Genomic DNA, 24,285 nt, shown 5'->3' on the forward strand with positions numbered 1-24,285 from the left:
ATGCGCCCGCCGATACCCTAGCCTTGAGAGCGCAAAGCATCGTATCGACGGTTCCGACCTTGGCAGGCGGAGCGGTTCCATGCGGCAGACCAGGCGGATGTGGCTCGGCGGCTTGCTTGCCCTTGCCCTCGCAGCACCCCCGGTCCGCGCCGAGGAGCCGGTCCTCGTCTTCGCCGCAGCGAGCCTCAAGAACGCGCTGGACGAAGCCAGCGCCGCCTGGACCAGGCAGACCGGCAAGACGGCCAGGATCTCCTACGCGGCCTCAAGCGCGCTCGCCAAGCAGATCGAAGCCGGCGCGCCCGCGGACCTGTTCTTCTCGGCCGACCTCGACTGGATGGACTACGCCACCAAGGCGAATGCGATCGACCCTGGGACACGCACCAACCTCCTGCGCAACGCCCTCGTCCTCATCGCGCCGAAGGCCGAGCGGGTCAGCCTCGAGCTGAGGCCCGGGCTCGACCTGACGAAGGCGCTCGGCACCGGCCGGCTCGCCGTCGCCAATGTCGACGCCGTGCCCGCGGGCAAGTACGGCCGGGCCGCCCTGGAGACGCTGGGCGCCTGGAACGGCGTCAAGGACAGGCTGGCCCAGGCCGAGAACGTGCGCGCCGCCCTGCTCCTCGTCTCGCGCGGCGAGGCGCCGCTGGGCATCGTCTACGCCACCGACGCCGCCTCGGACCCGAATGTGACGATCGTTGCCACCTTCCCGGCCGAGAGCCACCCACCGGTAATCTATCCCATCGCGCGCACGCAAGGCTCGAAGAACCCGAATGCGGCCGCCCTCCTCGCCTATCTGCGCAGCCCGGCCGCGCGGGTGTTCTTCGAGCGCCAGGGCTTCCTCATGATTGGGGCCGAGAACCGGACCTGACGGCCAGCCCCCTCGTGCTCGTTCTGACCCCCGAGGAGTGGAACGCCGTCGTCCTCAGCCTGAAGGTCGCAGCCGTCGCGACGCTCGCGAGCCTCGGCCCCGGCCTCCTCGTCGCGATGCTGCTGGCGCGGGGGCGCTTTCCCGGGCGCGCTCTCCTCGATGGCCTCGTCCACCTGCCGCTGATCCTGCCGCCTGTGGTCACCGGCTACCTGCTGCTCCTCGCCTTCGGCCGCCGCGGCTTGGCGGGGTCGGCCTTGGCCGAGATCGGCATCGTCTTCGCCTTCCGCTGGACCGGGGCGGCGCTGGCCTGCGCCATCATGGGCTTCCCGCTGATGGTGCGCGCCATGCGCCTCTCGATCGAGGCCGTGGACCGGCGGCTCGAACAGGCGGCGGCGACTTTGGGCGCGCGGCCGCTTGCCGTGTTCCTCACCGTCACCCTTCCGCTGAGCCTGCCCGGCATCCTGGCCGGCGCAGTCCTCGCCTTCGCCAAGGCGATGGGCGAGTTCGGCGCCACCATCACCTTCGTCTCCAACATCCCCGGCGAGACCCAGACGCTGCCCTCCGCCATCTACACCCTCACGCAGGTGCCGGGCGGAGAGGCCGGCGCACTGCGCCTGACTCTGATCTCGGTCGCATTGTCGATGGCGGCGCTGCTCCTGTCGGAGCTGCTGGCGCGGCGGCTCGGGCGTCGGCTGGGGGCGGGATGAGGGTTTTGCTCCCGGCCCCGCCATGAGCATCGACGTCGACGTCGCGCTGCGCCGCGGAGCCTTCGCCCTCGACGTCGCCTTCGCGGCGGGCGCCGGGCTCACCGCGCTGTTCGGGCGCTCGGGCTCGGGCAAGACCACGGTGATCGACCTGATCGCCGGCCTCGTGCGGCCCGACCGCGGCCGCATCGCGGCGGGCGGGCAGACACTCCTCGACACGGCGCGCGGCCTCGACGTGCCCGCCCATCGCCGCCGCGTCGGTACCGTGTTCCAGGAGGCGCGGCTGATGCCGCACCTCTCCGTCCGGCAGAATCTCGATTATGGGCGCTTCTTCGCCCGCGGGCGGGACGAGACCACCGGCCTCGACGCGGGGGCGATCGTGGAGATCCTCGGGATCGGGCACCTGCTCGGCCGGCGCCCGGCAGGCCTATCGGGGGGCGAAGCCCAGCGGGTGGCGATCGGACGGGCGCTCCTCAGCCGGCCGCGCCTCCTCCTGATGGACGAGCCGCTCGCCGCCCTCGACGAGGCCCGCAAGGCCGAGATCCTGCCCTGCATCGAGCGGCTGCGGGACGAGGCCGGCATCCCGATCGTCTATGTCAGCCACGCGGTCGCGGAGGTGGCGCGCCTGGCGAGCACCGTCGTGGTGCTGGAGGCCGGGCGGGTCGCCGCATCCGGTCCCGCCGAAGCGGTCCTGCGCCGGGCCGACCTGACGCCCCTTCGCGAGGGCGAGGCGGGCGCGCTCCTCGACATGGTCGTCGCGACGCACGACGCGGTCTCCGGCCTGACCACGCTCGCCGGCCCGGCCGGACGGCTCTTCGTGCCGCGCCTCGACCGGGCGCCGGGCAGCCCCGTCCGGGTGCGGGTCCCCGCCCGCGACGTGCTGGTGGCGCTGGCCGAGCCCGTGGGCTTGAGCGCCCGCAACCGCCTCGCCGGGCGCGTGCTTGCCCTCGATCCGCTGGGCGAGGCCGCGGTGCTCGTCACCATCGATTGCAACGGCGCGCGGCTCGCCGCCCGCCTGACCCGGGCCTCCGTCCGCGACCTCGGGCTTGAGCCGGGGCGGCCGGTCCTCGCGATCATCAAGAGCATCGACTTCGATCCCCAGGGCGTCGGCACGGGTCAGCGGCCCGTGGAGATCTGATCAGGCGGTGCGGTCGACGAAGGCCCGCATCAGCAGGTGCGCGATGGCCATGGGCGGCGGCACGCTCAACCCCTCGGGGTGGTCGCGCGCGATCATGGCCGCAACCGCCTCGCGGGTGAACCAGCGCGCGTCGGCGAGCTCCACTGGATCGATCGTGATCGCCGCATCGAGGGCGTCCGCCACGCAGCCGATCATCAGCGAGGAGGGGAACGGCCAGGGCTGCGAGGCGAGGTAGCGCACGGCGCCCACGCGGATGCCGACCTCCTCGAAGGTCTCGCGGGCCACCGCCGCCTCAATGGTCTCGCCGGGTTCGAGGAAGCCGGCGAGGCAGGAATACATCCCCTCGGGGAAACGCTGGGCGCGGCCGAGCAGGCAGGATTCACCCTGCGTGATCAGCATGATCACCACGGGATCGGTGCGCGGAAAGTGCTCGGCTTCGCAGGCCGCGCAGATCCGCTTGTATCCGCCGGACGCCATCGCGGTCGGCGCCCCGCAGCGGCTGCAGAAGCCGTGGCTCGCGTGCCAGGCGAGCAGCGACTTTGCGGTGGCGAGAAGCCCGAGCTCGTCGGCCGCGACGGCACCCTCGGCCGCGAGGCTGCGCAAGTCGACGAGCCGGTGGGCTGGATCGGCCTCGTAGCGCGCCCCAGCTTCCGGGGGCGCCGAGGCCGCGAAGACCGGCCGTCCGTCGAGGTGCCCGAGGAAAATCGTGCAGGTCCGCTCCTCGGCGGACAGGCTCCGCGCGGGATCGAGCAGCGCCGTCCATAGGTCCCTTTGCCACGGGTTCGCCTCGGCGAGCAGGATGCGCTCGCCCGTGATCAAGATCAGGGCCGCGCCGGATGCACTCTCCGAGGGTAAAATGCCTCCGCGCTCGGCCGAATGCCGCACCAAGCGGCTTTGAGCGTAGCCGAGGACGGTCATCGCTCAGGCCGCCGCGAACAGCGCGCGCAGGCGCTCGACCATCTGGGCGCGGGCGTGCGGCGGATAGGGCGTGCGCGCGCCCTGCCCCCAGACGGGGCCGGGCCAGGCCGGATCGGACCGGAACCGCCCGACCACGTGGACGTGGAGCTGCGCCACCACGTTGCCGAGCGCCCCGACATTGACCTTGTCGGGCTGGGCCAGCGCCTGCATCACGCCGACCGCGATCCGGATCTCGGCCATCAGCGTTCCGGCCTCGTCCGGTCCGAGATCGGTCAGCTCGCTCAGGCCCGGCCGCCGGGGCACCAGGATCAGCCAGGGGAAGCGGGCATCGTCCATCAGCAGCGCGCTGCTCAAGGCGAGGTCGCCCAGGAGCACGGTGTCGGCGGAGAGGGTCGGGTCGAGGGTGAAGTCGTGATCCATCGCTGCCGATCTAGGGCGCGGGCCCGAGCGGCGCGAGGGCCGGCACGCAACCCCCGCGGCTCGGGCCGGGTTGTCCCCGTCAGAACAGGAGAGCGCCCATGACGGACGAGACCCGCCGGCCTTCGCTGAAGGATTTCGACGCCTACACCGACCGCAACGGCGATGTCGGCCAGGAGGATGCCCGCGACGTCGGCATCGCCGCCCGCACGCAGGCGGATCTGCGCCGCGATCCCATGGCCCAGGCCGAGGCGGCCCGCTGGGCCTCCGGAACACCACGGCAGGACGCCACCGACGCGACCGAGGCGGAGACCCCGCCGGAGAACCTGCGCCGGATCAGCGACCCGACCCCGAAATCCACTGATGCCGCGGAGGCAATCGATCGCGCGACCGCGGCGGTCGGCAAGGACGAAGACGAATGACCATGTCCGGCGACAGCATCCCCACCGAGACCGTCACCCGCAAGCCCGATGCCGATGTCGGCACGCCCGGCGGTCCCGCGGCCGGCGGCGGGCACCAGACGCCCCAGCAGGCCGCGATCACCGACCAGAGCTCGGGCGGCCGCACTGATGCCGAGCGCCAGGAAAGCTGGAAGCAGGGCGGCGCGCCCGGCCGCAACCCGGCCCCGATCGGCGGATCGTCGAACGGCATGTCGGACCAGAAGGCGGGCGGCGGCCCGCGCGAGGACGAGCCGGTCGCGGCCGGCGAGTACAAGGTCGAGAAGCAGCAGGCGGGCGCATGACCGGAGCCGACCGGAAGGACGAGGCCGGAGCAAAGCCCCCCGATGCGGCGGAGCCGTCGCCGCGGAAGCCCGCCAACGCGGCGCCCGATGCGGTGAAGGATCCGAGCGAGAAGACGGAGGGCATGCCCGGCCTCGGCGGCACGGGCGGCGCACAGAACGGCGAGGTCGATCCGGGCGGCAGCTGAGGCGGGGTACGGCGACGGGAAGCGTCGCCGGCCAGGGTTCAGAGCCGAAAGGACAGGGGCTCCGTCGCGAGCGGCACGTCCGCCGGGCGGCAGCGCGTCTCCGAGCAGGCGAAGCGCACCGCATCGGCGCAGGTGCGGAAGATGCCGCCGCTCATGCCGTCGGCGCTGAGCGCGATCCAATGGCTGTGCCGATCCTGCCCGACGACGAAGGCGGGGAAGCGATCGATCGTGTCGCGACCGCTGGGTGACGTCGAGGGCTGTGGGGTGTGCATGATCTCTGCGGGGATCGCGCGGCCGTTGTCGACCGCACGGAGGAGCTAGGCGGAACCGCATAAGGATTCGAGACGCACCGGTACCCGTCCGCATGAGGATCGCATGAGGCGCGGGCGACCGGGCCTGGGTCGATGATCGCGAGGCGGCCATTGAGCCTTCCGGGCGGAGGGATACTGTGATCCCCAGGGAGACACGCCATGACCGCCTCAGCCACACCGGCCGACAGGGCCGCGACGATCTACGACCGCGATCTCGACAAGAACCCGGCCAACTACCAGCCGCTGACGCCGCTGAGCTATCTCGACCGGGCGGCGCGCGTCTTTCCCGATCGCGTCGCCGTCATCCATGGGCCGCTGCGACGCTCCTACGCCGAGCTCTACGCGCGCTGCCGGCGGCTCGCCTCGGCGCTCGCCGCCCGCGGCCTCGGGCGGGGCGATACCGTCGCGGTGATGCTCGCCAACACCCCGGAGATGATCGAGTGTCATTACGGGGTGCCGATGACCGGCGCCGTGCTCAACACCCTGAACACCCGCCTCGACGCGGCCGGCCTCGCCTTCTGCCTCGACCACGGCGAGGCCAAGGTGCTCATCACCGATCGCGAGTTCTCGAAGGTCGTCGGTCCGGCGCTCGCCCGGGCCGGGGTGAAGCCCCTCGTGATCGACGTCGACGATCCCGAATATGCCGGCGCCGGCGAGGCTTTGGGCGAGACCGGCTACGAGGATTTCCTGGCCGCGGGCGACCCTGCTCACGAATGGGCGATGCCGGGCGACGAGTGGGACGCGATCTCGCTCAACTACACCTCCGGCACCACCGGCGACCCGAAGGGGGTGGTCTACCACCATCGCGGGGCGGCGCTCCTGTGCCTCGGCAACGTCATCACCGGCGGGCTCGGGCAGCATCCGGTCTATCTCTGGACGCTGCCGATGTTCCACTGCAACGGCTGGTGCTTCGCCTGGACCCTGTCGGTGGTGGCCGGCACCCATGTCTGCCTGCGCCAGGTCCGGGCCGGCCCGCTCTACGCGGCTTTGGCCGAGCACGGCGTCACGCATCTGTGCGGCGCGCCGATCGTGATGCAGCTCCTGCTCAACGCGTCCGATGCGGAGCGTCGTCCCCTGCCCCGCCGGGTCGCCTTCATGACGGCGGCGGCGCCCCCGCCCCAGGCGGTGCTCGCGGCGATGGGCGAGGCGGGCTTCGACGTCACCCACCTCTACGGCCTGACCGAGACCTACGGCCCGGCGGTCGTCAATGCCTGGCATGGCGCGTGGGACGCGCTGCCGGAGGACGAGCGGGCGGCAAAGATGGCGCGCCAGGGCGTGCGCTACCCGGTGCTCGAGGGCTTCGACGTGCGCGATCCCGAGACCATGGACTCCGTTCCCGCCGACGGCGAGACCATGGGCGAGGCGATGTTCCGCGGCAACGTGGTCATGCGCGGCTACCTCAAGAACCCGTCGGCGACGCGGGCCGCGTTCAAGGGCGGCTGGTTCCGCTCCGGCGACCTCGGCGTGAAGCACCCGGACGGCTACATCCAGCTCAAGGACCGCTCCAAGGACATCATCATCTCAGGGGGCGAGAACATCTCCTCCATCGAGGTTGAGGACGCGCTCTTCCGCCACCCCGACGTCGCGGCCGCCGCGGTCGTCGCCAAGCCCGACGCGAAATGGGGCGAGACGCCGGTGGCCTTCGTGGAACTGAAGCCCGGTGCCGTGGTCGAGGCCGACGCGCTCATCGCCTGGTGCCGCGATCATCTCGCCGCCTACAAGCTCCCCCGCCACATCGTGTTCGAGGAGCTGCCCAAGACCTCGACGGGCAAGGTGCAGAAGTTTCTGCTGCGCGAGCGGGCGAAGGCGATGTGAGGGACGGCGCTGCCTCTCACCGCCGCCCTTCCCCGGACTGGTGGAGCGTCAGCGGAACCTGTTCCGGGTCCAGCGCAAGAAGCCGCGAAGCGTCGGTAACTTTGCGCCGCCCATTACGAGCCGCTGACGCGGCCGGTTCATGGGCTGGGTCCCGGATCACCTTCCGCTGACGCTCCAGGCGTCCGGGAAAGAACGACGCGGTCCTCGACCTCGCAAAGAAAAAGGCCGGGCGAGTTACCCGGCCTTCCTTCCTCCAAATCCTGGGAAAAACCTTACGCCACCGCCTCCTTCGACCGCTCGAACCGCTTGCGGTCGTTCGGGTCGAGGTGGGTCTTGCGCAGGCGGATCGACTTCGGCGTGACCTCCATCAGCTCGTCGTCCTGAATCCAGGCGAGCGAGCGCTCCAGAGTCATGCGGATCGGCGGCGTCAGGCGCACAGCCTCGTCCTTCGAGGTGGTGCGGATGTTCGTCAGCTTCTTGCCCTTGAGCACGTTCACCTCGAGGTCGTTCTCGCGGTTGTGCTCGCCGATGATCATGCCCTGATAGACCTTGGCGCCGGGCTCGATCATCATCGGACCGCGATCCTCCAGGTTCCACATGGCGTAGGCCACGGCCTCGCCCTTGTCATTCGAGATCAACACGCCGTTGCGGCGGCCCGGCATCTCGCCCTTGTAGGGCTCGTAGGCCTTGAACAGGCGGTTCATGATCGCGGTGCCGCGCGTGTCGGTCATCAGCTCGCCCTGGTAGCCGATGAGGCCGCGGGTCGGCGCATGGAAGACGAGGCGCAGGCGCGAGCCGCCCGACGGCTTCATCTCGATCATCTCGGCCTTGCGCTCGGACATCTTCTGCACGACGACGCCCGAGTACTCCTCGTCCACGTCGATCACGACCTCCTCGACGGGCTCCAGCACGTTGCCGTCCTCGTCCTTGGTCAGGACGACGCGGGGACGCGAGACGGCGATCTCGAAGCCCTCGCGGCGCATGGTCTCGATCAGGATGGCGAGCTGCAGCTCGCCTCTCCCTGAGACGAAGAACGAATCCTTGTCGGCCGCCTCCTCGATCTTAAGCGTGACGTTGCCCTCGGCCTCCTTGAACAGGCGGTCGCGGATCATGCGGCTCGTCACCTTGTCGCCCTCGGTGCCGGCGAGCGGCGAGTCGTTGACGATGAAGGACATCGTCACGGTCGGCGGATCGATCGGCTGGGCCTGGATCGGGGTGTCGACCTGCGGGTCGCAGAAGGTATCGGCCACCGTGCCCTTCACGAGGCCGGCGATGGAGACGATGTCGCCCGCCTCGCCGACATCGATCGGCGCGCGCTCCAGGCCGCGGAAGGCCAGGATCTTCGAGACGCGGCCGGTCTCGACCAGCTTGCCGGTGCGGTCCATCACCTTGATCGACTGGTTCGGCTTCACGGTGCCCGAGGCGATGCGGCCCGTGATGATGCGGCCGAGGAAGGGGTTGGCTTCGAGGAGCGTGCCGAGCATCCGGAACGGACCCTCCTCGACCTTCGCCGGCGGCACGTGCTCGAGGACGAGGTCGAAGAGCGGCGCGAGGCCGTCCTCCTGCGAGCCGTCGGGCGAGGTCGCCATCCAGCCGGCGCGGCCGGAGCCGTAGAGGATCGGGAAGTCGAGCTGCTCGTCGGTAGCGTCGAGCGCCGCGAACAGGTCGAAGACCTCGTTGACGACTTCCGTAATGCGCGCGTCCGGACGGTCGACCTTGTTAATCGCGACGATCGGCTTGAGCCCAATCTTGAGGGCCTTGCCGACCACGAACTTGGTCTGCGGCATCGGGCCCTCGGCCGCGTCGACCAGCACGATCACGCCGTCGACCATCGAGAGGATGCGCTCGACCTCGCCGCCGAAATCGGCGTGGCCCGGCGTGTCGACGATGTTGACGCGGGTGTCCTTCCAGACGACCGAGGTCGCCTTGGCCAGGATGGTGATGCCGCGCTCCTTCTCGAGGTCGTTCGAGTCCATCGCCCGCTCCTCGACCCGCTGGTTCTCGCGGAAGGAGCCGGACTGCGACAGCAGCTTGTCGACGAGCGTCGTCTTGCCGTGGTCGACGTGGGCGATGATGGCGATGTTGCGCAGCTTCATAGGGTATCCCGAAGCGAGAAGAGCCCGTCACGCAACGGGCCGCGGAAATGCGGCCGGCAGCGCCGGGTCCAGAATCGAGCTATCGCGGTGCAATAGAAGGTTGGCGCGTGTCCGGCAATAGGTGGGCTTGCATGGCGCCTGCGCGAACGAGGCGGGCGGAGTCGCCGCCGGGCAGGATTTCCGGTCCTGGAGAAGGTGGGCGGCGGGCTCGGCGTCCCTCCCGCAGGCGGGGTCGGCCCTCGGCCGCGCATTCCGGCGAGACACCGTAATCGTGTTGAAGAAGCGCGGCTCGGGCGCAGGGCCACCGTGCCACCTCAGCGTTGAACCGAGATGTGGTTCGCCTCCGTCTTCGAAACCGATCGGCGATTTGTGTTCAGAGCACGCGCAAGACGCTGGTCGGGCCGTTCCGGCGAGGATTTCGGCAAGCAAATCTTAGGACTTCGCAGCACCAGCTAGCGGAGGGGGGCTACGATGCTGCGAAGACTATCGAACGACGATCGGGGAACGAGCGCGGTGGAATTCGCGCTCCTCATCCCGGTCTTCCTCATTCTGGTGATGGGCACCATCGAGTTCGGGATGATCGCCTACACCTACAACGCCTCGACCAGCGCCGCGCGCAACGTCGCGCGCCAGCTCGCGACGAACCGGATCAAGGTGTCCGACGCTAGCGAGAAGGCGAAGGAGAACCTGCCGAACTGGGTGAAGAGCAGCGCGACCGTCGCTGTCAGCCAGAGCAACGCCTCGGACCCGAACAGCAACGAGTTCACGGTCGACATCAAGGTGCCCGCCGGCGACGCGGCGATCAGCAACGTCCTGATCTGGGCCTACGGCGCGCTGGTCATCAACACGAAGGTCACGATGCAGCAGGAGCCCCAGCCATGACCGGGTTCCTATCCCTCAGGAGCCTCTCGCGCGACGAGGGCGGCAGCTTCCTCATCATCGGCGCGCTCTCGATGCCGATCCTGCTGGGCGTCAGCGCCTTTGCCGTCGACCTCGGCAATGCCTATTACCTTGAGAATCGCTTGAAGATCGCCGCCGAGGCCGCCGCCCTGGGCACCGTGCTCGCCATACCGAACAACGCCGCCGCGCAGCAGAAGGGCGTCGACCTCGCCGCCAAGAACGTCCCCGCCTATCTGGGCGTGGTCACCAGGACCGCCGACGTGACGATCGGAACCTACGAGCCGAAGACGAGGACCTTCACGCCCAGCGCGTCGGATCAGAACGCCGTCCGGGTGGTGGCCAAGGTCACGCAGGAAAACGGAAACGCGCTTGAGACGTTCTTCGGACGGTTTCTCGGCAAGCCGACCCTAGACCTGACCGCGACCGCCATCGCCGTCAGGGTGACGCCGGCCTGCCTCATCGTGCTCGACGCCAGCGCGGGCAGCGCCTTCTATCAGCAGGGCAGCGCGGGCGTCGCCCTTCAGGGCTGCGGCCTCCACGTCAACTCGTCCTCGGGCTCCGGCCTGGCGACGCAGGGCTCCACCTCAACGAAGGCCGCTTCGATCTGCGTCGCCGGCGGGTTCACCGGATCGGGCTACTCGCCCGTGCCGAAGATCGGATGCGCCCCGCTGGCCGATCCCCTGGCCGGCCTGCCCGAGCCGTCCGAGCCGGTCTGCAACCAGTCCAACGTCACGCTGAACGGCGGGATGCTGCCGTCGAACTGCACCTACACCGGCAACCTCGTCATCAAGGGCAATGCCAGCCTGCAGCCCGGCTTGTACTACCTCAAGGGCGCCAAGCTCTCGATCTCGGGCAATGCGGGCCTGACCGGACAGGGGGTGACCCTGTTCCTCGACGCGACCTCGACCCTCGACCTCGGCGGCAACGGAAGCCTGTCGCTCTCCGCGCCGGCGACCGGGACCTATGCCGGCATCGCGGTCTTCCAGTCGCGCAGCGCGGCGCCGAGCGTGACGAGCACGCTGAAGGGAACGTCGGACTTCACGATCGACGGCGGGATCTACATGCCGACCGCGAAGCTCTCCGTGTCTGGAAGCGGCTCGGTCTCGAGTCCGTCCAAGGTCGGCCGCGTCGTCGTTGGTCAGATGGAGCTGAAGGGTTCGCCGTTCTTCAGCATCAACGCGTTCCCGAATAGCACGCATCCGAGCGGCATGGCATCGGGACGGACTGCCCTGGTCTACTGATCCCGGGGCGCTTCCACCTACCGCCCCGTCGCGCCCCGGATGCCCGTCATCACCGTCCCCAGAAAGGCCACGCCCCCGTCGGTGAAGTTGATCGAGTCGCCCTCGCTCCGGGCGAGGCCGCGCTCCTCCAGCTCCGCGACGCCCTCCGGATCGGCCTCGTGGCCCTTGCCATCCCTGCGGATGACGGAGGACACCCGCTCGCCGCTGAGCAGGCCGTGATAGGCGGCGAAGGTGAAGATCGAGAGGGCCTTGTCGGACAGGCTGTCAGTGTTCGCGGCCATGAGTGCTTCTCCGGGTGGGCGACGGGGTCGGCGAGGCAACGCGCGGCGGGCGCAATCGACTCCATCGGAGCGTCGGCACAACCGAGGCGCGGTATCGCTCTCCATCGCGCCGGGCGGTTCTGCTAAAGGCCCCGAGGAGCGACCCGCTCGGAGGGACCCGGCATCGATGGCCGACGTGGCTGAGGCTGATGGGGAGGCGCCGCCCGCGACCGGCCTGCGCATCGCCTGCGCGGCGATCGACCATGTCGGGACCGTCGTCTGGCAGAACGCGGTGCCGGTGATCCGCGAGATCACACTGACCAACGATACCGGGGAGGACCTGGCGGCGGTCACGCTGACGCTTCGCGCCGAACCCGCGTTCCTGCGGCTCGCCACGCTCCGGATCGATCGGATCGCTGCCGGCGGGCTGCACCGGATCGAGGCGCTGGACCTGCGCATCGACGGGGCGGTGCTCGGCCGCCTGCGCGAGAGCAGCCGCTGCAGCCTGACGCTCGTGGCCGAGGCGGCCGGCGGAGGCGATGCGACCCGCGAGGTCGGCCGGGAGACCCTCGAGCTGCGCCTGCTGCCCCCCGCCCATTGGGGCGGGTCCGAATCCGCGCCCGAGCTGCTGGCCGCCTTCGTGCGCCCGAACGACCCGGCGGTGGACGCCGTCCTCGGTCAGGCGGGGCGGCTGCTCGCGGCGGCGGGCGGGGCCTTCGACGGCTATCGCTCCGGGCGCAGGGCTCGGGTCTGGGCCATGGCGGAGGCGATCCATGCCGCGCTCGCCGGGCTCGGCCTCGCCTACGTGCTGCCGCCGGCGAGCTTCGAGCGGCTGGGCCAGAAGGTCCGCTCCCCGAGCGAGATCGTGGAGCGCCGGGTCGCCACCTGCCTCGACCTCACCCTGTTTGCCGCCGCCTGCTTCGAGCAGGCCGGGCTGAACCCGATCCTGATCTTGACCCGCGGCCATGCTTGTCTCGGGCTCTGGCTCGTCGACGAGGGCCTGGCCGATGCCGTCGGCGACGACGTCCAGGCCCTGCGCAAGCGCCGCGACCTCGACGAGCTCGTCGCGATCGAGACGACGCTCCTCACGAGCGACCCGCCGGGCCGCTTCGCGCAGGCCCTCGCCGCCGGGGCGCGGCACCTCGACGAGGGCGCCGAGGAGCCCCTCGACGTCGCCCTCGACCTCCGGCGCCTGCGCGCCCGCGGCATCCGTCCCCTCGACGCGGGCGAGCCCGGCCCGGCCGCCCCGCCGGCCCCCGTTCAGGCGGTGCCGCTGGCCCTCGAAGGCCCTCCGGCCTTCGCGGAGGACAGGCCTGCGGCAGTGCCCGAGCCGCCCGTCGAGGAGCCGCCCCGCGACCGGCTGGAGACCTGGAAGCGGCGCCTCCTCGACCTGACGCTGCGCAACAAGCTTCTCAACTTCAAGCCGGGCAAGGCCGCTCTGACCCTGGATCTCGGCGATGCCGGCGCCCGGGCGGAACGCCTCGCGGACGGCCGCTTCCTGCGGTTCCTCGCCCGCGCCGATGCCCCGGAGATCGGCGACCGCGAAGTCCAGGCGCGGCTGCGCGACGAGGCGCTCGGCCGCGACGAGATCGCCACGACGAGCCCGCCCGAGGAGCTGGAGGCGCGCCTCACGGACCTGTTCCGGCTCTCGCGCAACGCCTTCGAGGAGGGCGGCGCCAACGTCCTGTTCCTGGCGCTCGGTTTCCTCACCTGGACCCGCGGCGGGTCCTCGCCCCCGGCCCGGGCGCCGCTCCTCCTGGTGCCCGTGGCCCTGACCCGGACCAGCGTGCGCTCCGGCTTCCGGCTCGTGCGCCACGACGAGGAGGCGCGCCTCAACCCGACGCTGATCGAGATGCTGCGCCAGGACTTCTCGCTCGTCATGCCCGAATTCGAGGGCGGCCTGCCGGGTGACGGTCTCGACGTGGCCGCGATCTGGCGGATCGTGCGCGGGCACGTCCGCGACCTCAAGGGTTTCGAGGTGACGACGGAGATCGTGCTCTCCGCCTTCTCCTTCACCAAGTTCCTGATGTGGAAGGATCTCTCCGAGCGCACCGAAATCCTCAAGCGCAACGCCGTCGTGCGCCATCTCCTCGAAACGCCGAAGGAGACCTACGGCGACGGCACCGGCTTTCCCGCGCCCGAGCGCCTCGATGCCGAACATCCGCCGGCCGGGATCTACACGCCGCTCTCGGCCGATTCCTCGCAGCTCTCCGCCATCCTCGCGGCCGCCGCGGGCAAGGATTTCGTCCTGTTCGGCCCGCCGGGCACCGGCAAGAGCCAGACCATCGCGAACATGGTGGCGCAGTGCCTGGCGCTGGGGCGCACCGTGCTCTTCGTCTCGCAGAAGACGGCGGCCCTCGACGTGGTTCGCCGCCGGCTCGAGACCGTGGGGCTCGGCGCCTGCTGCCTGGAGGTCCATTCGACGCGGGCGCAGAAATCCGACGTGCTGGCGCAGCTGCGCGAGGCCTGGGCGGCGCGGAGCGGCGGGGCGGACCTGCCCTGGGCCGAGGCGGGTGACGACCTCGCCCGGCGGCGGGCGGAACTGAACGGCCTCGTCGCGAGCCTGCATCACCCGCGCGAGAACGGGATGAGCGCCTACGCCGCCCTCGGTCGGGTGGTCGCCGACCAGTGGCGGGACGGCGCGGACCGCCCGGCCGTCACCCTGTCCTGGCCCGATCACACGGCCCACGCCCCCGAGACGCTGGCCGCCCTGCGTGCCCGGGTCCGCGCCTTGCGCACCCTCCTGCCCATCGTCGGCGACGTGGCCGACCACCCGCTCCGCGGCATCGGCGCCGTGGAATGGTCGCCGCTCTGGCAGTCCGAGATGGAGCGGGCGATCGGCGAGGTCGTCGACACGCTGCCGGCCCTCGAAGCCTCGGCCCGGGCGCTGGCGGCCCTGCTCGGCCTCGATCGCGCGACGGAGACCGATGAGGGGGTGCGAGCCCTGTCCGTGCTCGCCGCCGCGCTCCTGAAGCCCGAGGCGCGGGTGGGCTTGCGCTTCTGCGGTCCCAGAGGGGCTGCCCTGCGCGAGGCGGTCGCGGCGCGCCAGGCCTTCGAGGACGAGGCCCGGCGGCTCGCCGCACGTCTGTCCGTGCCGTACGCGCCGACGGTGTTCGAAGGCGACCTGCGCCGGCTGCAGGGGGAGTGGCGCGAGGCGAAGGCCGCGAACTTTCTGCTGAGAGGTTCGTGGCTCAGGCGGGTGCGCCGGATGCTGGAGCCGGATGCGGAGGGGCCGCTCCCCGAGGATCTCGGCCCCGACCTCGCGACCCTGATCGAATCGAAGCGGCTGCGCGAAGCCGGCCCGGCCTTCGCCGGAACCCTGGAGCGGGCCTTCGCGGATCTGCCCTCGCCCTGGCGTGACGCTTCGGCGCCGGCCGCGACCTTCGCCCCGGCCGTGACATGGGCGGCGAAGGTGGGTCCCGCCGTCGCGGCGTTGGCGGCGGATCTCGGGCCGGAGGCCCTGCGTGCCCGCCTTGCCCAACTCCTCGACGCGCAGGACGGCCGTCTGGAACCCGGCGGTGCGATCCATGCCGCGCAGGGCGATTTCGCCCGCGCTCGGACGCCTGCCCTGCGGGCGATCGAGGCCCTGGGCCGGCTCGCGGGCCGTGCCAGGCCCGAGCGACCGCTCGCCACCGGACCGGGTTGGGTCGCCGGGACTCTCGCCACGGCCCGGCGCTGGCAATCGGCCCTGCCGAAGGCGCAAGCCTGGGCGAGCTGGCAGGCGGCGGCCGCGGCCGCTCGGCAGGCCGGGCTCGGCCCGCTCGTCGCGGCGATCGAGGCCGGCGGGCTCGGCGTGGACGCGATCGAGCCGGCCTTCGAGAGCGCCTATGCGCGCTGGTGGAGCGACCATGTCGTCACCCACGATCCGCGGCTGCGCAGCTTCCTCGGCCAGCGGCATGCCGAGGACATCGCGGCCTTCCGCGCCGCCGACGCGCGGATGTCGGATCTCGCCGGCGCGGCGGTGCTGGACCGGATCGGCGGGGCAATCCCCCGGCCCGACGCCTTCGGGAGCGATCCCGAATGGGGCACGCTCGCCCGCGAGATCACCAAGCGCGCCCGGCACCTGCCACTCCGAAAACTGTTCGCGCGGATGCCGAACGCGCTGACCCGGCTGACGCCCTGCGTGATGATGAGCCCGCTCTCGATCGCGCAATACTGGCCGGCCGAGGCCAGGCCCTTCGACGTCGTGATCTTCGACGAGGCCTCGCAGATCGCGCCCTGGGACGCGATCGGGGCGATCGCGCGGGGCCGGCAGGTGGTGATCGTCGGCGATCCCGAGCAATTGCCGCCGACGAATGTCGGCGACCGCGGCGTCGACGAGATCCCGGACGGCCTCGACGTCGCCGATCAGGAGAGCATCCTCGACGAGTGCCTGGCGGCCAACCTCCCCCGGCACCGCCTGTCCTGGCACTATCGCAGCCGCCACGAGAGCCTGATCGCCTTCTCGAACCGGCACTACTACCGCGGCGGCCTCATCACCTTCCCCTCCCCCGTGACCGAGGACCGGGCGGTTCGGCTCGTGCCGGTGCCCGACGGGCTCTACGAGCGCGGCGGCGCGCGGGTGAACCGGCCCGAGGCCCGCGCCGTGGTGGCCGAAATCGTGGCCCGCCTGAGCGACCCTGATTTCCTGAATGACAAGACATCGCTCGGCGTCGTGACCTTCAACGGCGAACAGCAGCGCCTGATCGAGAACCTTCTCGACGCGGAGCGCCGCGCGAACCCGGCCCTGGAGCGCTTCTTCGACGCCCGGACCTGGCACGAGCCCGTCTTCGTGAAGAACCTCGAGACCGTCCAGGGCGACGAGCGCGACACGATCCTTTTCTCGGTCGCCGTCGGACCGGATGCGGCCGGGCGGATCACCGGCCAGGTCAGCTAGCTCAATCGTGAAGGCGGCCACCGCCGGCTCAACGTCGCGATCACCCGGGCCCGGCGCGAGCTGACGGTCTTCGCCTCGCTGCGGCCGGACCAGGTCGATCTCGGGCGTTCCAGCGCCCGGGGCGTGCGCGACTTCAAGCACTTCCTGGAATTTGCCGAGCGGGGCGCGACGGCGCTCGAGGCGGCCGCGGCGCCCACCGATCGCGACGTCGACTCGCCCTTCGAGGCCGCCGTGATGGCGGCGCTCGAAGCGAAGGGCTGGCGGGTGGTGCCGCAGGTCGGCGTCTCGGCGTTCCGGATCGATCTCGGCATCGTCCATCCCGACGCGCCCGGCCGCTACCTCGCGGGGATCGAATGCGACGGCGCGACCTACCATCGGGCCGCCACCGCCCGCGACCGCGACCGCCTGCGCGAATTGGTCCTGACCGATCTCGGCTGGCGCATCCGCCGGGTCTGGAGCACGGATTGGTGGATCGACGCGGAGGGCGCCCTCGACCGGCTCCATGCGGCCCTCACGGCGGATCTCGCTGCCGATCGGTTGAAGGCGGAGACGGCGTCCGAGCCCGCGGCGGAGGCGCCGGCGCGGCTCTACGCAAGCCCGCCGAACGAGACTTCGTTAACCATTCGGTAACCATACCGACGGTCAATGGTTCGGTAAGGAATCGACCCGTGACCAGCCCTTCCCACCGCTCCATTCAGCTCCGCGGACGCGCCTTCAGGGCGCTGGTTCTCGCGCCGGAATCACCCCTCTCCGAGTGGCTGGCGGGACTCGACGCGGCGCTCGGCCGGTCGCGCACCCTGTTCGACGGTCGGCCCGTCATCCTCGACGTCGCGGCGCTCGCCTTGCCGAAGCCCGACCTCTACCGGCTCATGGCCGAGATCTATGCCCGCGGCATCCGCATCCTCGGAATCGAGGGCGCCAATCCGCTGCACGCGGATGTGGACCTGCCTCCCTTCCTCGTCGGCGGCCGCCCGACCACGAACATCGAGGTCCCCGAGATCGCCCCGCCGGGGCCGGTCTCCCTCATGATCGAGGGCTCGGTCCGTTCGGGCCAGTCCGTGGTGCATCCGACCGGCGACGTCACCGTGATGGGCTCGGTCTCCTCCGGCGCCGAAATCCTCGCGGGCGGCTCGATCCACGTCTACGGGGCGCTGCGCGGCCGGGCCATCGCCGGCGCCGCGCGCAACCCGCGCGCCCGCATCTATTGCCGCAAGTTCGAGCCCGAGCTCCTCGGGATCGACCGCCTCGTGCGCACCGCCGAGGACATCGGCCCGAGCTTCCGCGGGCAATCCGCGCAGATCTGGCTCGATGCCGGCGCCATCAGAATCGCAAGCTTGGATTAGGGGAACGCAGACACATGGCCAAGGTTCTGGTCGTCACATCGGGCAAGGGCGGCGTCGGCAAGACGACGACGACGGCGGCTCTGGGGGCCGCGCTGGCGCAGGGCGGCGCGAGCGTCGCGGTCGTCGATTTCGACGTCGGCCTGCGCAACCTCGACCTCGTCATGGGGGCCGAGCGCCGCGTGGTCTACGACCTCATCAACGTCGTGAACGGCGACGCCAAGCTCAACCAGGCGCTGATCCGCGACAAGCGCCTCGACACCCTGCACCTGCTGCCCGCCTCGCAGACCCGCGACAAGGACGCGCTCACCGACGAGGGCGTGGCGAAGGTGATGGACGAGCTTCGCGAGAAGTTCGACTGGGTGATCTGCGACTCGCCCGCCGGCATCGAGCGCGGCGCGACGCTGGCCATGCGCCACGCCGACCTCGCCGTCGTCGTGACGAACCCGGAAGTCTCCTCGGTGCGCGATTCCGACCGGATCATCGGGCTCCTCGACTCCAAGACGCTCAAGGCCGAGCGCGGCGAGAAGATGGAGAAGCACCTCATCCTCAGCCGCTACGACCCCGCCCGGGCCGACCGCGGCGACATGCTCAAGATCGACGACGTGCTCGAGATCCTCTCGATCCCGCTGCTCGCGATCGTGCCGGAAAGCCTCGAGGTGCTGCGCGCCTCCAACGTCGGCTGCCCGGTGACCATGAACAACCCGCTCAGCGCCCCGGCCCGCGCCTATATCGACGCGGCCCGCCGCCTCAAGGGCGAGACGGTGGCGATGTCGGTGCCGTCCGACAAGAAGTCCCTGATCAACAAGCTCTTCACCCGGAGGGCGGCATGAACATCTTCAACCTGTTCGGGCGCCGTCCCTCGGCGCGGGTCGCCAGCGACCGCCTCAAGCTGATCCTGGCCCACGAGCGCTCGGGCCGCGGCGGCTCGGACCTCGTGCTGGTGCTGCGCGAGGAAATCCTCGCCGTCATCGAGCGCCACGTGGCGGTGGAGCGCGACAAGGTCCAGATCCGCCTGGAGCGCGGCTTCGGCGTCTCGACGCTCGGCGTCGACATCGAGCTGCCCGTGACGGTGGGCGGGGGGCTCGCGGCGGCGTGAGCGGCAGATTCATCCGCTCCGCCGGGGGGGTGACCCATGCCGGCCGGAGACCCGAAGCATCGCGCCAAGCGCTTCAACGAGGGCGTGAAGCTGACGGCCACCCTCTTCAACTCGCTTTCGATCGCCACGGTCGGCGCGGTCTTCATCGTGCCGATCGCGCAGCGCCAATTCGATGTCCTCCGCGACGGCGGCGGAAGTTTGCTTTTGGTGGCCGTAGCCTTACATCTGGTGGGACAAGCGATCATTCAGTTCACTCGGGCAGAGGATTGAACGCGATGACCGAAGCCTACGCATTGCAGATTGCTGGAGTGGCTGCGGTCTTCTCTGCCGTAGCTTTGACCTCGGTCTGGATCGCTGCGCGGATCTTCGATCGCAACACCCGCGAGATCGAGCGGCGCCGGCAGGCCGATATGCAGGGCTGAACGAAGGCCGAAGGTCTTCGTTCATGACCGACGTCCAGGTTCTCGCCTTCGTCATCGTTCCGATCGTTGCCGCCGCCTTCGCATGGGGCGTCGCCCTGTGGGCGCGCCACGCGGGCTGAGCGCGCCTACAACCCGATGAACAATCCGGCGATGGCCGCGCTCGTCAGGTTGGAGAGCGTGCCGGCCAGGATCGCGCGCAGGCCGAAGCGGGCGACCTCCGCCCGGCGCTCCGGCACCAGGGCTCCGAAGCTCGCGAGCTGCACGGCGATCGAGGCGAGATTCGCGAAGCCGCACAGCGCGAAGCAGACGATCGCGCTAGTGCGCGGGTCGAGGGTTCCCGCCTTCAGCGTCGGCGAGAGCTGGGCGTAGGCCAGGAACTCGTTGAAGGCGATCTTCTGGCCGATCGCCCCGCCCACGAGCCCCGCCTGCTCCCAGGGCGTGCCGAGCAGCCAAGCGAGCGGCGCGAGCGCGGTGCCGAGCATGCCCTCCAGGCTCAGGCCGGGCAGCCCGACGAGGCCGCCGCCCCAGCCGATCATCCCGTTGAGGAGCGCGATCAGCCCGACGAAGGCGATCAGCATCGCACCCACCGAGGCGGCGACCGCGAGCCCCTTCATGGTGCCGTCGGCGGCCGCCTCGATGACGTTGGCCGCGCGCGTCTCGCCGAACTCCACCCGCATGGTCTCGATCCGCGTCGGCTCGGTCGAGGGCACCAGGATCTTGGCGTAGAGGAGCCCGCCGGGGACCGCCATGGCGCTCGCCGCGAGCAGGTACTCCATCGGCACGCCGAGCGCCGCGTAGCCGGCCAGGATGGTGCCGGCCGTCGAGGCCGCCCCGCTCGACATCACGGCGAAGAGTTCGGCGCTGGTGAGGGCTGCGAGGAAGGGGCGGAGCGCCACCGCGATCTCGCTCTGACCGATGGCGATGGTGACCACGGCCGAGAAGGTCTCGATCCGCGAGGTGCCGATCAGCCGCTGCAGCGCCGCGCCGAGCGCTCGGGCCACCGCCTGCATGATCCCGAAATGGTAGAGCACGGCGATCAACGCCGAGACGTAGAGGATCTGCGGCAGCACCCGCAGGGCCAGGATGAAGCCGCCGCCGCCGAACAGCTCGAACATCCGCGGCTCGACGAGGCCGCCGAACAGGAAGGCGACGCCGCGGTCGCCGTAGCCCAGCACCGTCTGGACGAGCTCCGCGGCGGCCGCGAGCGCCGTCCGACCCAGCGGCACGAACAGGATGAGCGCCCCGATCGCGACCTGGAGGGCCAGCGCCGAGAGCACCACCCGTGGGCTGATCGCACGGCGGTTCGTCGAGAACAGGATGCCGATCGCGAGCAGAAGCAGGAGGCTCGCGCCGAAATGGAGGATGCGTTCGGTCATGCGGCCCCGCTCATCGTCGCCCGGAGGAGCAAGGCCGATGCCGGCGGAGGCCTTCATCCGCCTCCTCGTCGAGCCGGCGCGGTCGCTGCGGGCTAGCGCCCCGTCCCTGCAGGTCCCGCCGGTACCGGCGCCGGATGGGCATGTCCCGGGCGCGGCGACTGCTGCACAGCAATTGTTTCCCTCCGGCTACGAACTTCCGGACCCGGCATGCTAGCAGCCAAGCTTGACCATTGACCATGGTGGCCGGCGACCCGGCTCACTGGAGTACACAGCGTGGCGACGACGGCCGGCCTTTCGCGTTCCCGTTTCGGCTGGGACTATCTTCGCTTCGTCTATGCAGGGTCGGCGCGACGGGGCGAGCCGATCCGGTTCGACAGAGAGCCCGAGGTGCCGTCCGAGCCGGGCCTGCCGGATCGTCAGCGCCTGTTCCTCGTCGGCTGGGCCGTCTTCATCGCGCTCATCTATCTCGCGATCGGGACGCTGGCCTACGTCGTCATCCACGGAGAGAAGCTGTCGGCCGAGGCGAACCAGCGCATCCGGCTCACGCCCGGTGCCGTCGAGAAGGGCCAGACACCGCTCGAGCCGATCCCGGAGACCGGAACCTTCGTGCCGGTGACGATCGGCCTCTACCTCGACGGGATCGACGGCATGTCGATCCGGGATTCCGTGTGGACGCCCACCTTCTACGTCTGGTTCCGGTGGAAGGGCGATCGCGCGCTCTCGCCCGGCGCGAGCTTCCGGATCGTCGACGGCCGCATCGAGCGCAAGGATCTCCAGGACGAGTATTACGGCCCGGACGGGACGAACTATCAGCGCTACCGGGTGATCGCGCGCATGACGAAGTTCTTCAACACCACCCGCGTCCCCGTCGATACCCACATGCTCAACATCTATATCGAGGACACGCGCCTCGACGCGTCCCGCCTCCGCTACGTTGCCGACCCGGGGACGAACGTCTCCTCACGTGTCCGCGTCTCGGGATACAAGGTCGCCAAGAGCGAGCAGGTGGTGAAGACGCACACCTACCGCACGTCGTACGGCGATCCGCGCGAGGTCGGCACCGGCAACCGCACTTTCAGCATGTACACCTATGGCCTCAGCATCGCGCGCGACGGGATGGGGGTCTACTTCAAGATCTTCATCGGCCTCTTCGCCGGCATGGCGCTCGCCTTCGCCAGCTTCGGCCTGCGCGCCTCGGATGCAGGACCGAGATTCTCGATGCTGGCAGGTGCCTATTTCGGTGCCGTCGCGAACTCCTATCTTGCCGGCTCGCTCATCCCGTCCGCCGGCCAGTTCGGCCTCGTCGAGTATGTCACCTTCACCGGTCTGTTCACGATTTTCTTCTCGCTGATCGCCACGATCGTCTCGATCTTCATCTGGAACATGAAGTCGGACAAGAAGCTGTCGCGCGCCTTCGACCTCACCACGATCGCGACGGCCGGAACCGGCTACGTGCTGGTCAACCTCGTCATTCCGTGGAGCGCCTGAGGCCGTCGCAGCGTCGGCGCGTGGAGGGATCGGACCAGCAGGGTGTTGGCGTTTCGTGGCCCGATGCCTTGGGCCCGCTCCCGCCATCGGGGGAACGGCCGCCCGGCTCCGCCGTTGATAGCGCAAGCTGCGCCGTTTCCTGGCGCGTCACGTCATCAGGGTAGAGCCATGAGCCTCATCGGACGCATCGTCACCAAGCTCCTCGGCAACGAGGACCGTCCCGTCGTCCGCGACGACCGCAACGCCGATTCGAGCAATCCGATCGGCCGTCTCGTCACCAAGATCCTGCGCCGCTGAGGCCTCACGCCGCCCGGCGCTTGGCCCGCTTCTCGCGGCCCTGGCCGGGCGCGCTCTTTGCGGCGCGCGCCCGGTCGAGGACGAGCTTGGCGTAATCGTCCATGTCGCCGCTGAACGGCTTCACCGTGTTGTCGGCCGCGAGCCAGAGCCGGTCGGCCACGAGCTCCATCAGCGAGCGGTCGTGGGTGATGAGGATGACGGCGCCCCCGTAGTCGTTCAGCGCGTCGAGCAGCGCCCTTCGGCTGTCGATGTCGAGGTGGTTCGTCGGCTCGTCGAGGATGAGCAGGTGGGGCGCCTGCATCGATACGAGGTTGAGGAGCAGCCGCGCCCGCTCTCCCCCCGAGAGCGATTCTACCGTCGTCTCCTGCTTGTCGAAGCCGAGGCCGAAGCTCGCGAGCTTGGCGCGCCGCGAAGATTCGCTGTCGTCGGGCCGCTCGCGGCGAATGATGGCCAGCGGCGTGTCGGCGGGGTCGAGCGCCTCGACCTGATGCTGGTGGAACCAGCCCACCTGCACCCTGCCCTCTCGCACCATCCGGCCCTCGCGCACCTTGAGCGCGCCCGCCGCCATCTTGGCGAAGGTCGACTTGCCGGCGCCGTTGACGCCGAGCAGGCCGATCCGGTCGTCGACGTCCAGCGTCAGGTTGAGGTCGCGCAGCACCGGCGCATCCTCGCCGTAGGCGATCGAGGCGTCGGTGAGGTGCATCAGCGGCGGCGCGAGCGGACGCTTGGGCGAGGGCAGGTGGAAGGGCGCCACGTGCTCCTCGATCGTCGTCGCGATCGGCTCCAGCTTGGCGAGGCGCTTGACCCGGGACTGGGCTTGGGCCGCTTTGGAGGCCTTGGCCTTGAAGCGGTCGATGAAGCTCTGAAGGTGGGCGCGCTCGGCATCCTGCTTGGCCTTGGCCGAGAGCTGCAGCCGGGCCTTCTCGGCGCGGCGCTTCTCGAAGTCGTCGTAGCCGCCCGTGTAGAGTTCGAGCTTGCCGTTGGCGACGTGGAGGATGGCGTCGACCGAGTTGTTCAGGAGCTCGCGATCGTGGCTGATGATCAGCGCGGAATGCGGGTAGCGCTTCAGCCGCGCCTCCAGCCAGAGGGCGCCCTCCAGGTCGAGGTAGTTGGTGGGCTCGTCGAGGAGCAGCATGTCCGGCTCGGCGAAGAGGGCGGCGGCGAGCGCCACGCGCATGCGCCAGCCGCCCGAGAACTCCGCCATCGGCCGGGTCAGGTCGGCCACTGAGAAGCCCAGGCCCGCCAGAATTTCACCGGCCCGGGCCGGGGCGCGGTCGGCATCGATCTCGATGAGCCGGGCGTAGATCTCGCCCATGCGCTCGGGTGCGGCGGTCTCCAGCTCCTGGTTGAGCGCCTCGCGCTCGATGTCGGCGGCGAGGATCGTGTCGAGCAGGCTCACCGGCGTCGCCGGGTGCTCCTGGTCGACGGAGGCGATCCTGGCGGTTCGAGGCAGGGACACGCTGCCGCTGTCAGGCTGGAACTCGCCGAGGATGATCTTGAACAGGGTCGACTTGCCGACCCCGTTGCGGCCGACGAGGCCGACCTTGGCGCCCGGCGGCACCGCGACGCTCGCCCGGTCGAAGAAGCGGCGGCCCCAGGCGTTGAAGGTGAGATCTTCGATCTGGAGCATGGCGCATTCGGGTCGCGGGCGGGCCGGCGACCCACGGGAGCGTCCTCCTACCGCAGTGCAGCAAAATGCGCGAGGGGAGCTCGTTTCAGCGCGATCGCACGTGCACGTCGCTCGACGCGCTTCGCGTGGGATGATGACGCCCACGCTTGTCATCCCGGGGCTGCG

General features: G+C 70.4%; 25 protein-coding genes. 18 read left to right on the top strand and 7 right to left on the bottom strand.

Annotation, left to right across the window (positions count from 1 at the left end):
- The first annotated feature begins 79 nt into the window (after window positions 1–79).
- Genes modA through modC form a run of 3 tightly spaced genes read left to right on the top strand, consistent with a single transcriptional unit; the run spans window position 80 to window position 2,707 of the window.
- The gene (gene modA, locus MFF55_RS15165; RefSeq protein ID WP_238244942.1) at window positions 80–865 is read left to right on the top strand and encodes a molybdate ABC transporter substrate-binding protein; all 786 of its coding nucleotides are present in this window, start codon (window positions 80–82) and stop codon (window positions 863–865) included.
- A gap of 14 nt (window positions 866–879) precedes the next feature.
- A complete protein-coding gene (gene modB, locus MFF55_RS15170; RefSeq protein ID WP_238244943.1) occupies window positions 880–1,572 on the top strand; it encodes a molybdate ABC transporter permease subunit in 693 nt (230 codons plus the stop codon).
- 22 nt (window positions 1,573–1,594) lie between these two features.
- On the top strand, window positions 1,595–2,707 hold the full coding sequence (modC, locus tag MFF55_RS15175; RefSeq protein WP_238244944.1) for a molybdenum ABC transporter ATP-binding protein: 1,113 nt from the start codon (window positions 1,595–1,597) through the stop codon (window positions 2,705–2,707).
- On the opposite strand, the gene nudC is transcribed toward modC, so the two are convergent.
- Window positions 2,708–3,625: an NAD(+) diphosphatase gene (gene nudC, locus MFF55_RS15180; protein WP_238244945.1), complete on the bottom strand. Its 918-nt coding sequence runs from the start codon at window positions 3,623–3,625 to the stop codon at window positions 2,708–2,710.
- A 3-nt stretch (window positions 3,626–3,628) separates the two neighbouring features.
- A complete protein-coding gene (locus MFF55_RS15185) occupies window positions 3,629–4,045 on the bottom strand; it encodes an HIT domain-containing protein (protein WP_238244946.1) in 417 nt (138 codons plus the stop codon).
- Between the two features lie 98 nt (window positions 4,046–4,143).
- Between MFF55_RS15185 and MFF55_RS15190 the strand changes: the two genes are divergently transcribed.
- Genes MFF55_RS15190 through MFF55_RS15200 form a run of 3 tightly spaced genes read left to right on the top strand, consistent with a single transcriptional unit; the run spans window position 4,144 to window position 4,969 of the window.
- Window positions 4,144–4,464, top strand: coding sequence for a hypothetical protein (locus MFF55_RS15190; RefSeq protein WP_238244947.1), 321 nt, complete (start codon window positions 4,144–4,146; stop codon window positions 4,462–4,464).
- Window positions 4,461–4,784, top strand: a complete 324-nt coding sequence (locus MFF55_RS15195) for a hypothetical protein (protein ID WP_238244948.1) — start codon at window positions 4,461–4,463, stop codon at window positions 4,782–4,784. The genes MFF55_RS15190 and MFF55_RS15195 overlap by 4 nt, the downstream gene beginning before the upstream one ends.
- A complete protein-coding gene (locus MFF55_RS15200; protein ID WP_238244949.1) occupies window positions 4,781–4,969 on the top strand; it encodes a hypothetical protein in 189 nt (62 codons plus the stop codon). Before MFF55_RS15195 ends, MFF55_RS15200 begins: the two co-directional genes overlap by 4 nt.
- A gap of 38 nt (window positions 4,970–5,007) precedes the next feature.
- On the opposite strand, the gene MFF55_RS15205 is transcribed toward MFF55_RS15200, so the two are convergent.
- Window positions 5,008–5,241, bottom strand: a complete 234-nt coding sequence (locus tag MFF55_RS15205) for an RAG2 PHD domain containing protein (protein WP_238244950.1) — start codon at window positions 5,239–5,241, stop codon at window positions 5,008–5,010.
- A gap of 198 nt (window positions 5,242–5,439) precedes the next feature.
- Here MFF55_RS15205 and MFF55_RS15210 point away from each other — a divergent pair, with 198 nt between their 5' ends.
- Complete coding sequence (locus MFF55_RS15210) at window positions 5,440–7,095, top strand: acyl-CoA synthetase (protein ID WP_238244951.1); 1,656 nt, start codon at window positions 5,440–5,442, stop codon at window positions 7,093–7,095.
- 272 nt (window positions 7,096–7,367) lie between these two features.
- Here MFF55_RS15210 and typA read toward each other — a convergent pair whose 3' ends face one another.
- Window positions 7,368–9,191: a translational GTPase TypA gene (gene typA / locus MFF55_RS15215; RefSeq protein WP_238244952.1), complete on the bottom strand. Its 1,824-nt coding sequence runs from the start codon at window positions 9,189–9,191 to the stop codon at window positions 7,368–7,370.
- Between the two features lie 471 nt (window positions 9,192–9,662).
- On the opposite strand from typA, the gene MFF55_RS15220 reads away from it, so the two are divergent.
- Window positions 9,663–10,073: a TadE/TadG family type IV pilus assembly protein gene (locus MFF55_RS15220; RefSeq protein WP_238244953.1), complete on the top strand. Its 411-nt coding sequence runs from the start codon at window positions 9,663–9,665 to the stop codon at window positions 10,071–10,073.
- Window positions 10,070–11,332 (top strand): TadG family pilus assembly protein, encoded by a 1,263-nt coding sequence (locus tag MFF55_RS15225; RefSeq protein WP_238244954.1) that lies wholly within the window; start codon window positions 10,070–10,072, stop codon window positions 11,330–11,332. The genes MFF55_RS15220 and MFF55_RS15225 overlap by 4 nt, the downstream gene beginning before the upstream one ends.
- Before the next feature lie 17 nt (window positions 11,333–11,349).
- Here MFF55_RS15225 and MFF55_RS15230 read toward each other — a convergent pair whose 3' ends face one another.
- Window positions 11,350–11,613, bottom strand: a complete 264-nt coding sequence (locus tag MFF55_RS15230; RefSeq protein WP_238244955.1) for a hypothetical protein — start codon at window positions 11,611–11,613, stop codon at window positions 11,350–11,352.
- Between the two features lie 166 nt (window positions 11,614–11,779).
- On the opposite strand from MFF55_RS15230, the gene proA reads away from it, so the two are divergent.
- The 7 genes from proA to MFF55_RS15265 all read left to right on the top strand — a co-directional run bounded on the left by proA (window position 11,780) and on the right by MFF55_RS15265 (window position 19,329).
- Window positions 11,780–16,468, top strand: coding sequence for an anti-phage protein ProA (gene proA / locus MFF55_RS15235; RefSeq protein WP_238244956.1), 4,689 nt, complete (start codon window positions 11,780–11,782; stop codon window positions 16,466–16,468).
- A 123-nt stretch (window positions 16,469–16,591) separates the two neighbouring features.
- Window positions 16,592–17,098, top strand: coding sequence for a PDDEXK-like endonuclease domain-containing protein (locus MFF55_RS15240; protein ID WP_238244957.1), 507 nt, complete (start codon window positions 16,592–16,594; stop codon window positions 17,096–17,098).
- Between the two features lie 38 nt (window positions 17,099–17,136).
- Complete coding sequence (gene minC, locus MFF55_RS15245; RefSeq protein ID WP_238244958.1) at window positions 17,137–17,811, top strand: septum site-determining protein MinC; 675 nt, start codon at window positions 17,137–17,139, stop codon at window positions 17,809–17,811.
- A 14-nt stretch (window positions 17,812–17,825) separates the two neighbouring features.
- A complete protein-coding gene (gene minD, locus MFF55_RS15250; protein ID WP_238244959.1) occupies window positions 17,826–18,641 on the top strand; it encodes a septum site-determining protein MinD in 816 nt (271 codons plus the stop codon).
- Window positions 18,638–18,907, top strand: coding sequence for a cell division topological specificity factor MinE (gene minE / locus MFF55_RS15255; protein WP_238244960.1), 270 nt, complete (start codon window positions 18,638–18,640; stop codon window positions 18,905–18,907). The genes minD and minE overlap by 4 nt, the downstream gene beginning before the upstream one ends.
- Window positions 18,908–18,943: 36 nt before the next feature.
- Entirely contained in the window at window positions 18,944–19,177 is a 234-nt protein-coding gene (locus MFF55_RS15260; protein ID WP_238244961.1) for a hypothetical protein, read from the top strand.
- A gap of 5 nt (window positions 19,178–19,182) precedes the next feature.
- A complete protein-coding gene (locus MFF55_RS15265; protein ID WP_238244962.1) occupies window positions 19,183–19,329 on the top strand; it encodes a hypothetical protein in 147 nt (48 codons plus the stop codon).
- 125 nt (window positions 19,330–19,454) lie between these two features.
- On the opposite strand, the gene MFF55_RS15270 is transcribed toward MFF55_RS15265, so the two are convergent.
- Window positions 19,455–20,705, bottom strand: coding sequence for a NupC/NupG family nucleoside CNT transporter (locus MFF55_RS15270; protein ID WP_238244968.1), 1,251 nt, complete (start codon window positions 20,703–20,705; stop codon window positions 19,455–19,457).
- Window positions 20,706–20,978: 273 nt separating this feature from the next.
- Here MFF55_RS15270 and MFF55_RS15275 point away from each other — a divergent pair, with 273 nt between their 5' ends.
- Complete coding sequence (locus tag MFF55_RS15275; protein ID WP_238244963.1) at window positions 20,979–22,193, top strand: ligand-gated ion channel; 1,215 nt, start codon at window positions 20,979–20,981, stop codon at window positions 22,191–22,193.
- A 168-nt stretch (window positions 22,194–22,361) separates the two neighbouring features.
- Window positions 22,362–22,490: a TFIIS helical bundle-like domain containing protein gene (locus tag MFF55_RS15280; protein WP_238244964.1), complete on the top strand. Its 129-nt coding sequence runs from the start codon at window positions 22,362–22,364 to the stop codon at window positions 22,488–22,490.
- 4 nt (window positions 22,491–22,494) lie between these two features.
- Here MFF55_RS15280 and MFF55_RS15285 read toward each other — a convergent pair whose 3' ends face one another.
- The gene (locus tag MFF55_RS15285; protein WP_238244965.1) at window positions 22,495–24,120 is read right to left on the bottom strand and encodes an ABC-F family ATP-binding cassette domain-containing protein; all 1,626 of its coding nucleotides are present in this window, start codon (window positions 24,118–24,120) and stop codon (window positions 22,495–22,497) included.
- Window positions 24,121–24,285: the final 165 nt, after the last annotated feature.

The sequence above is a fragment of the Methylobacterium iners genome, from assembly GCF_022179305.1.
Classification (GTDB): Bacteria; Pseudomonadota; Alphaproteobacteria; order Rhizobiales; family Beijerinckiaceae; genus Methylobacterium; species Methylobacterium iners.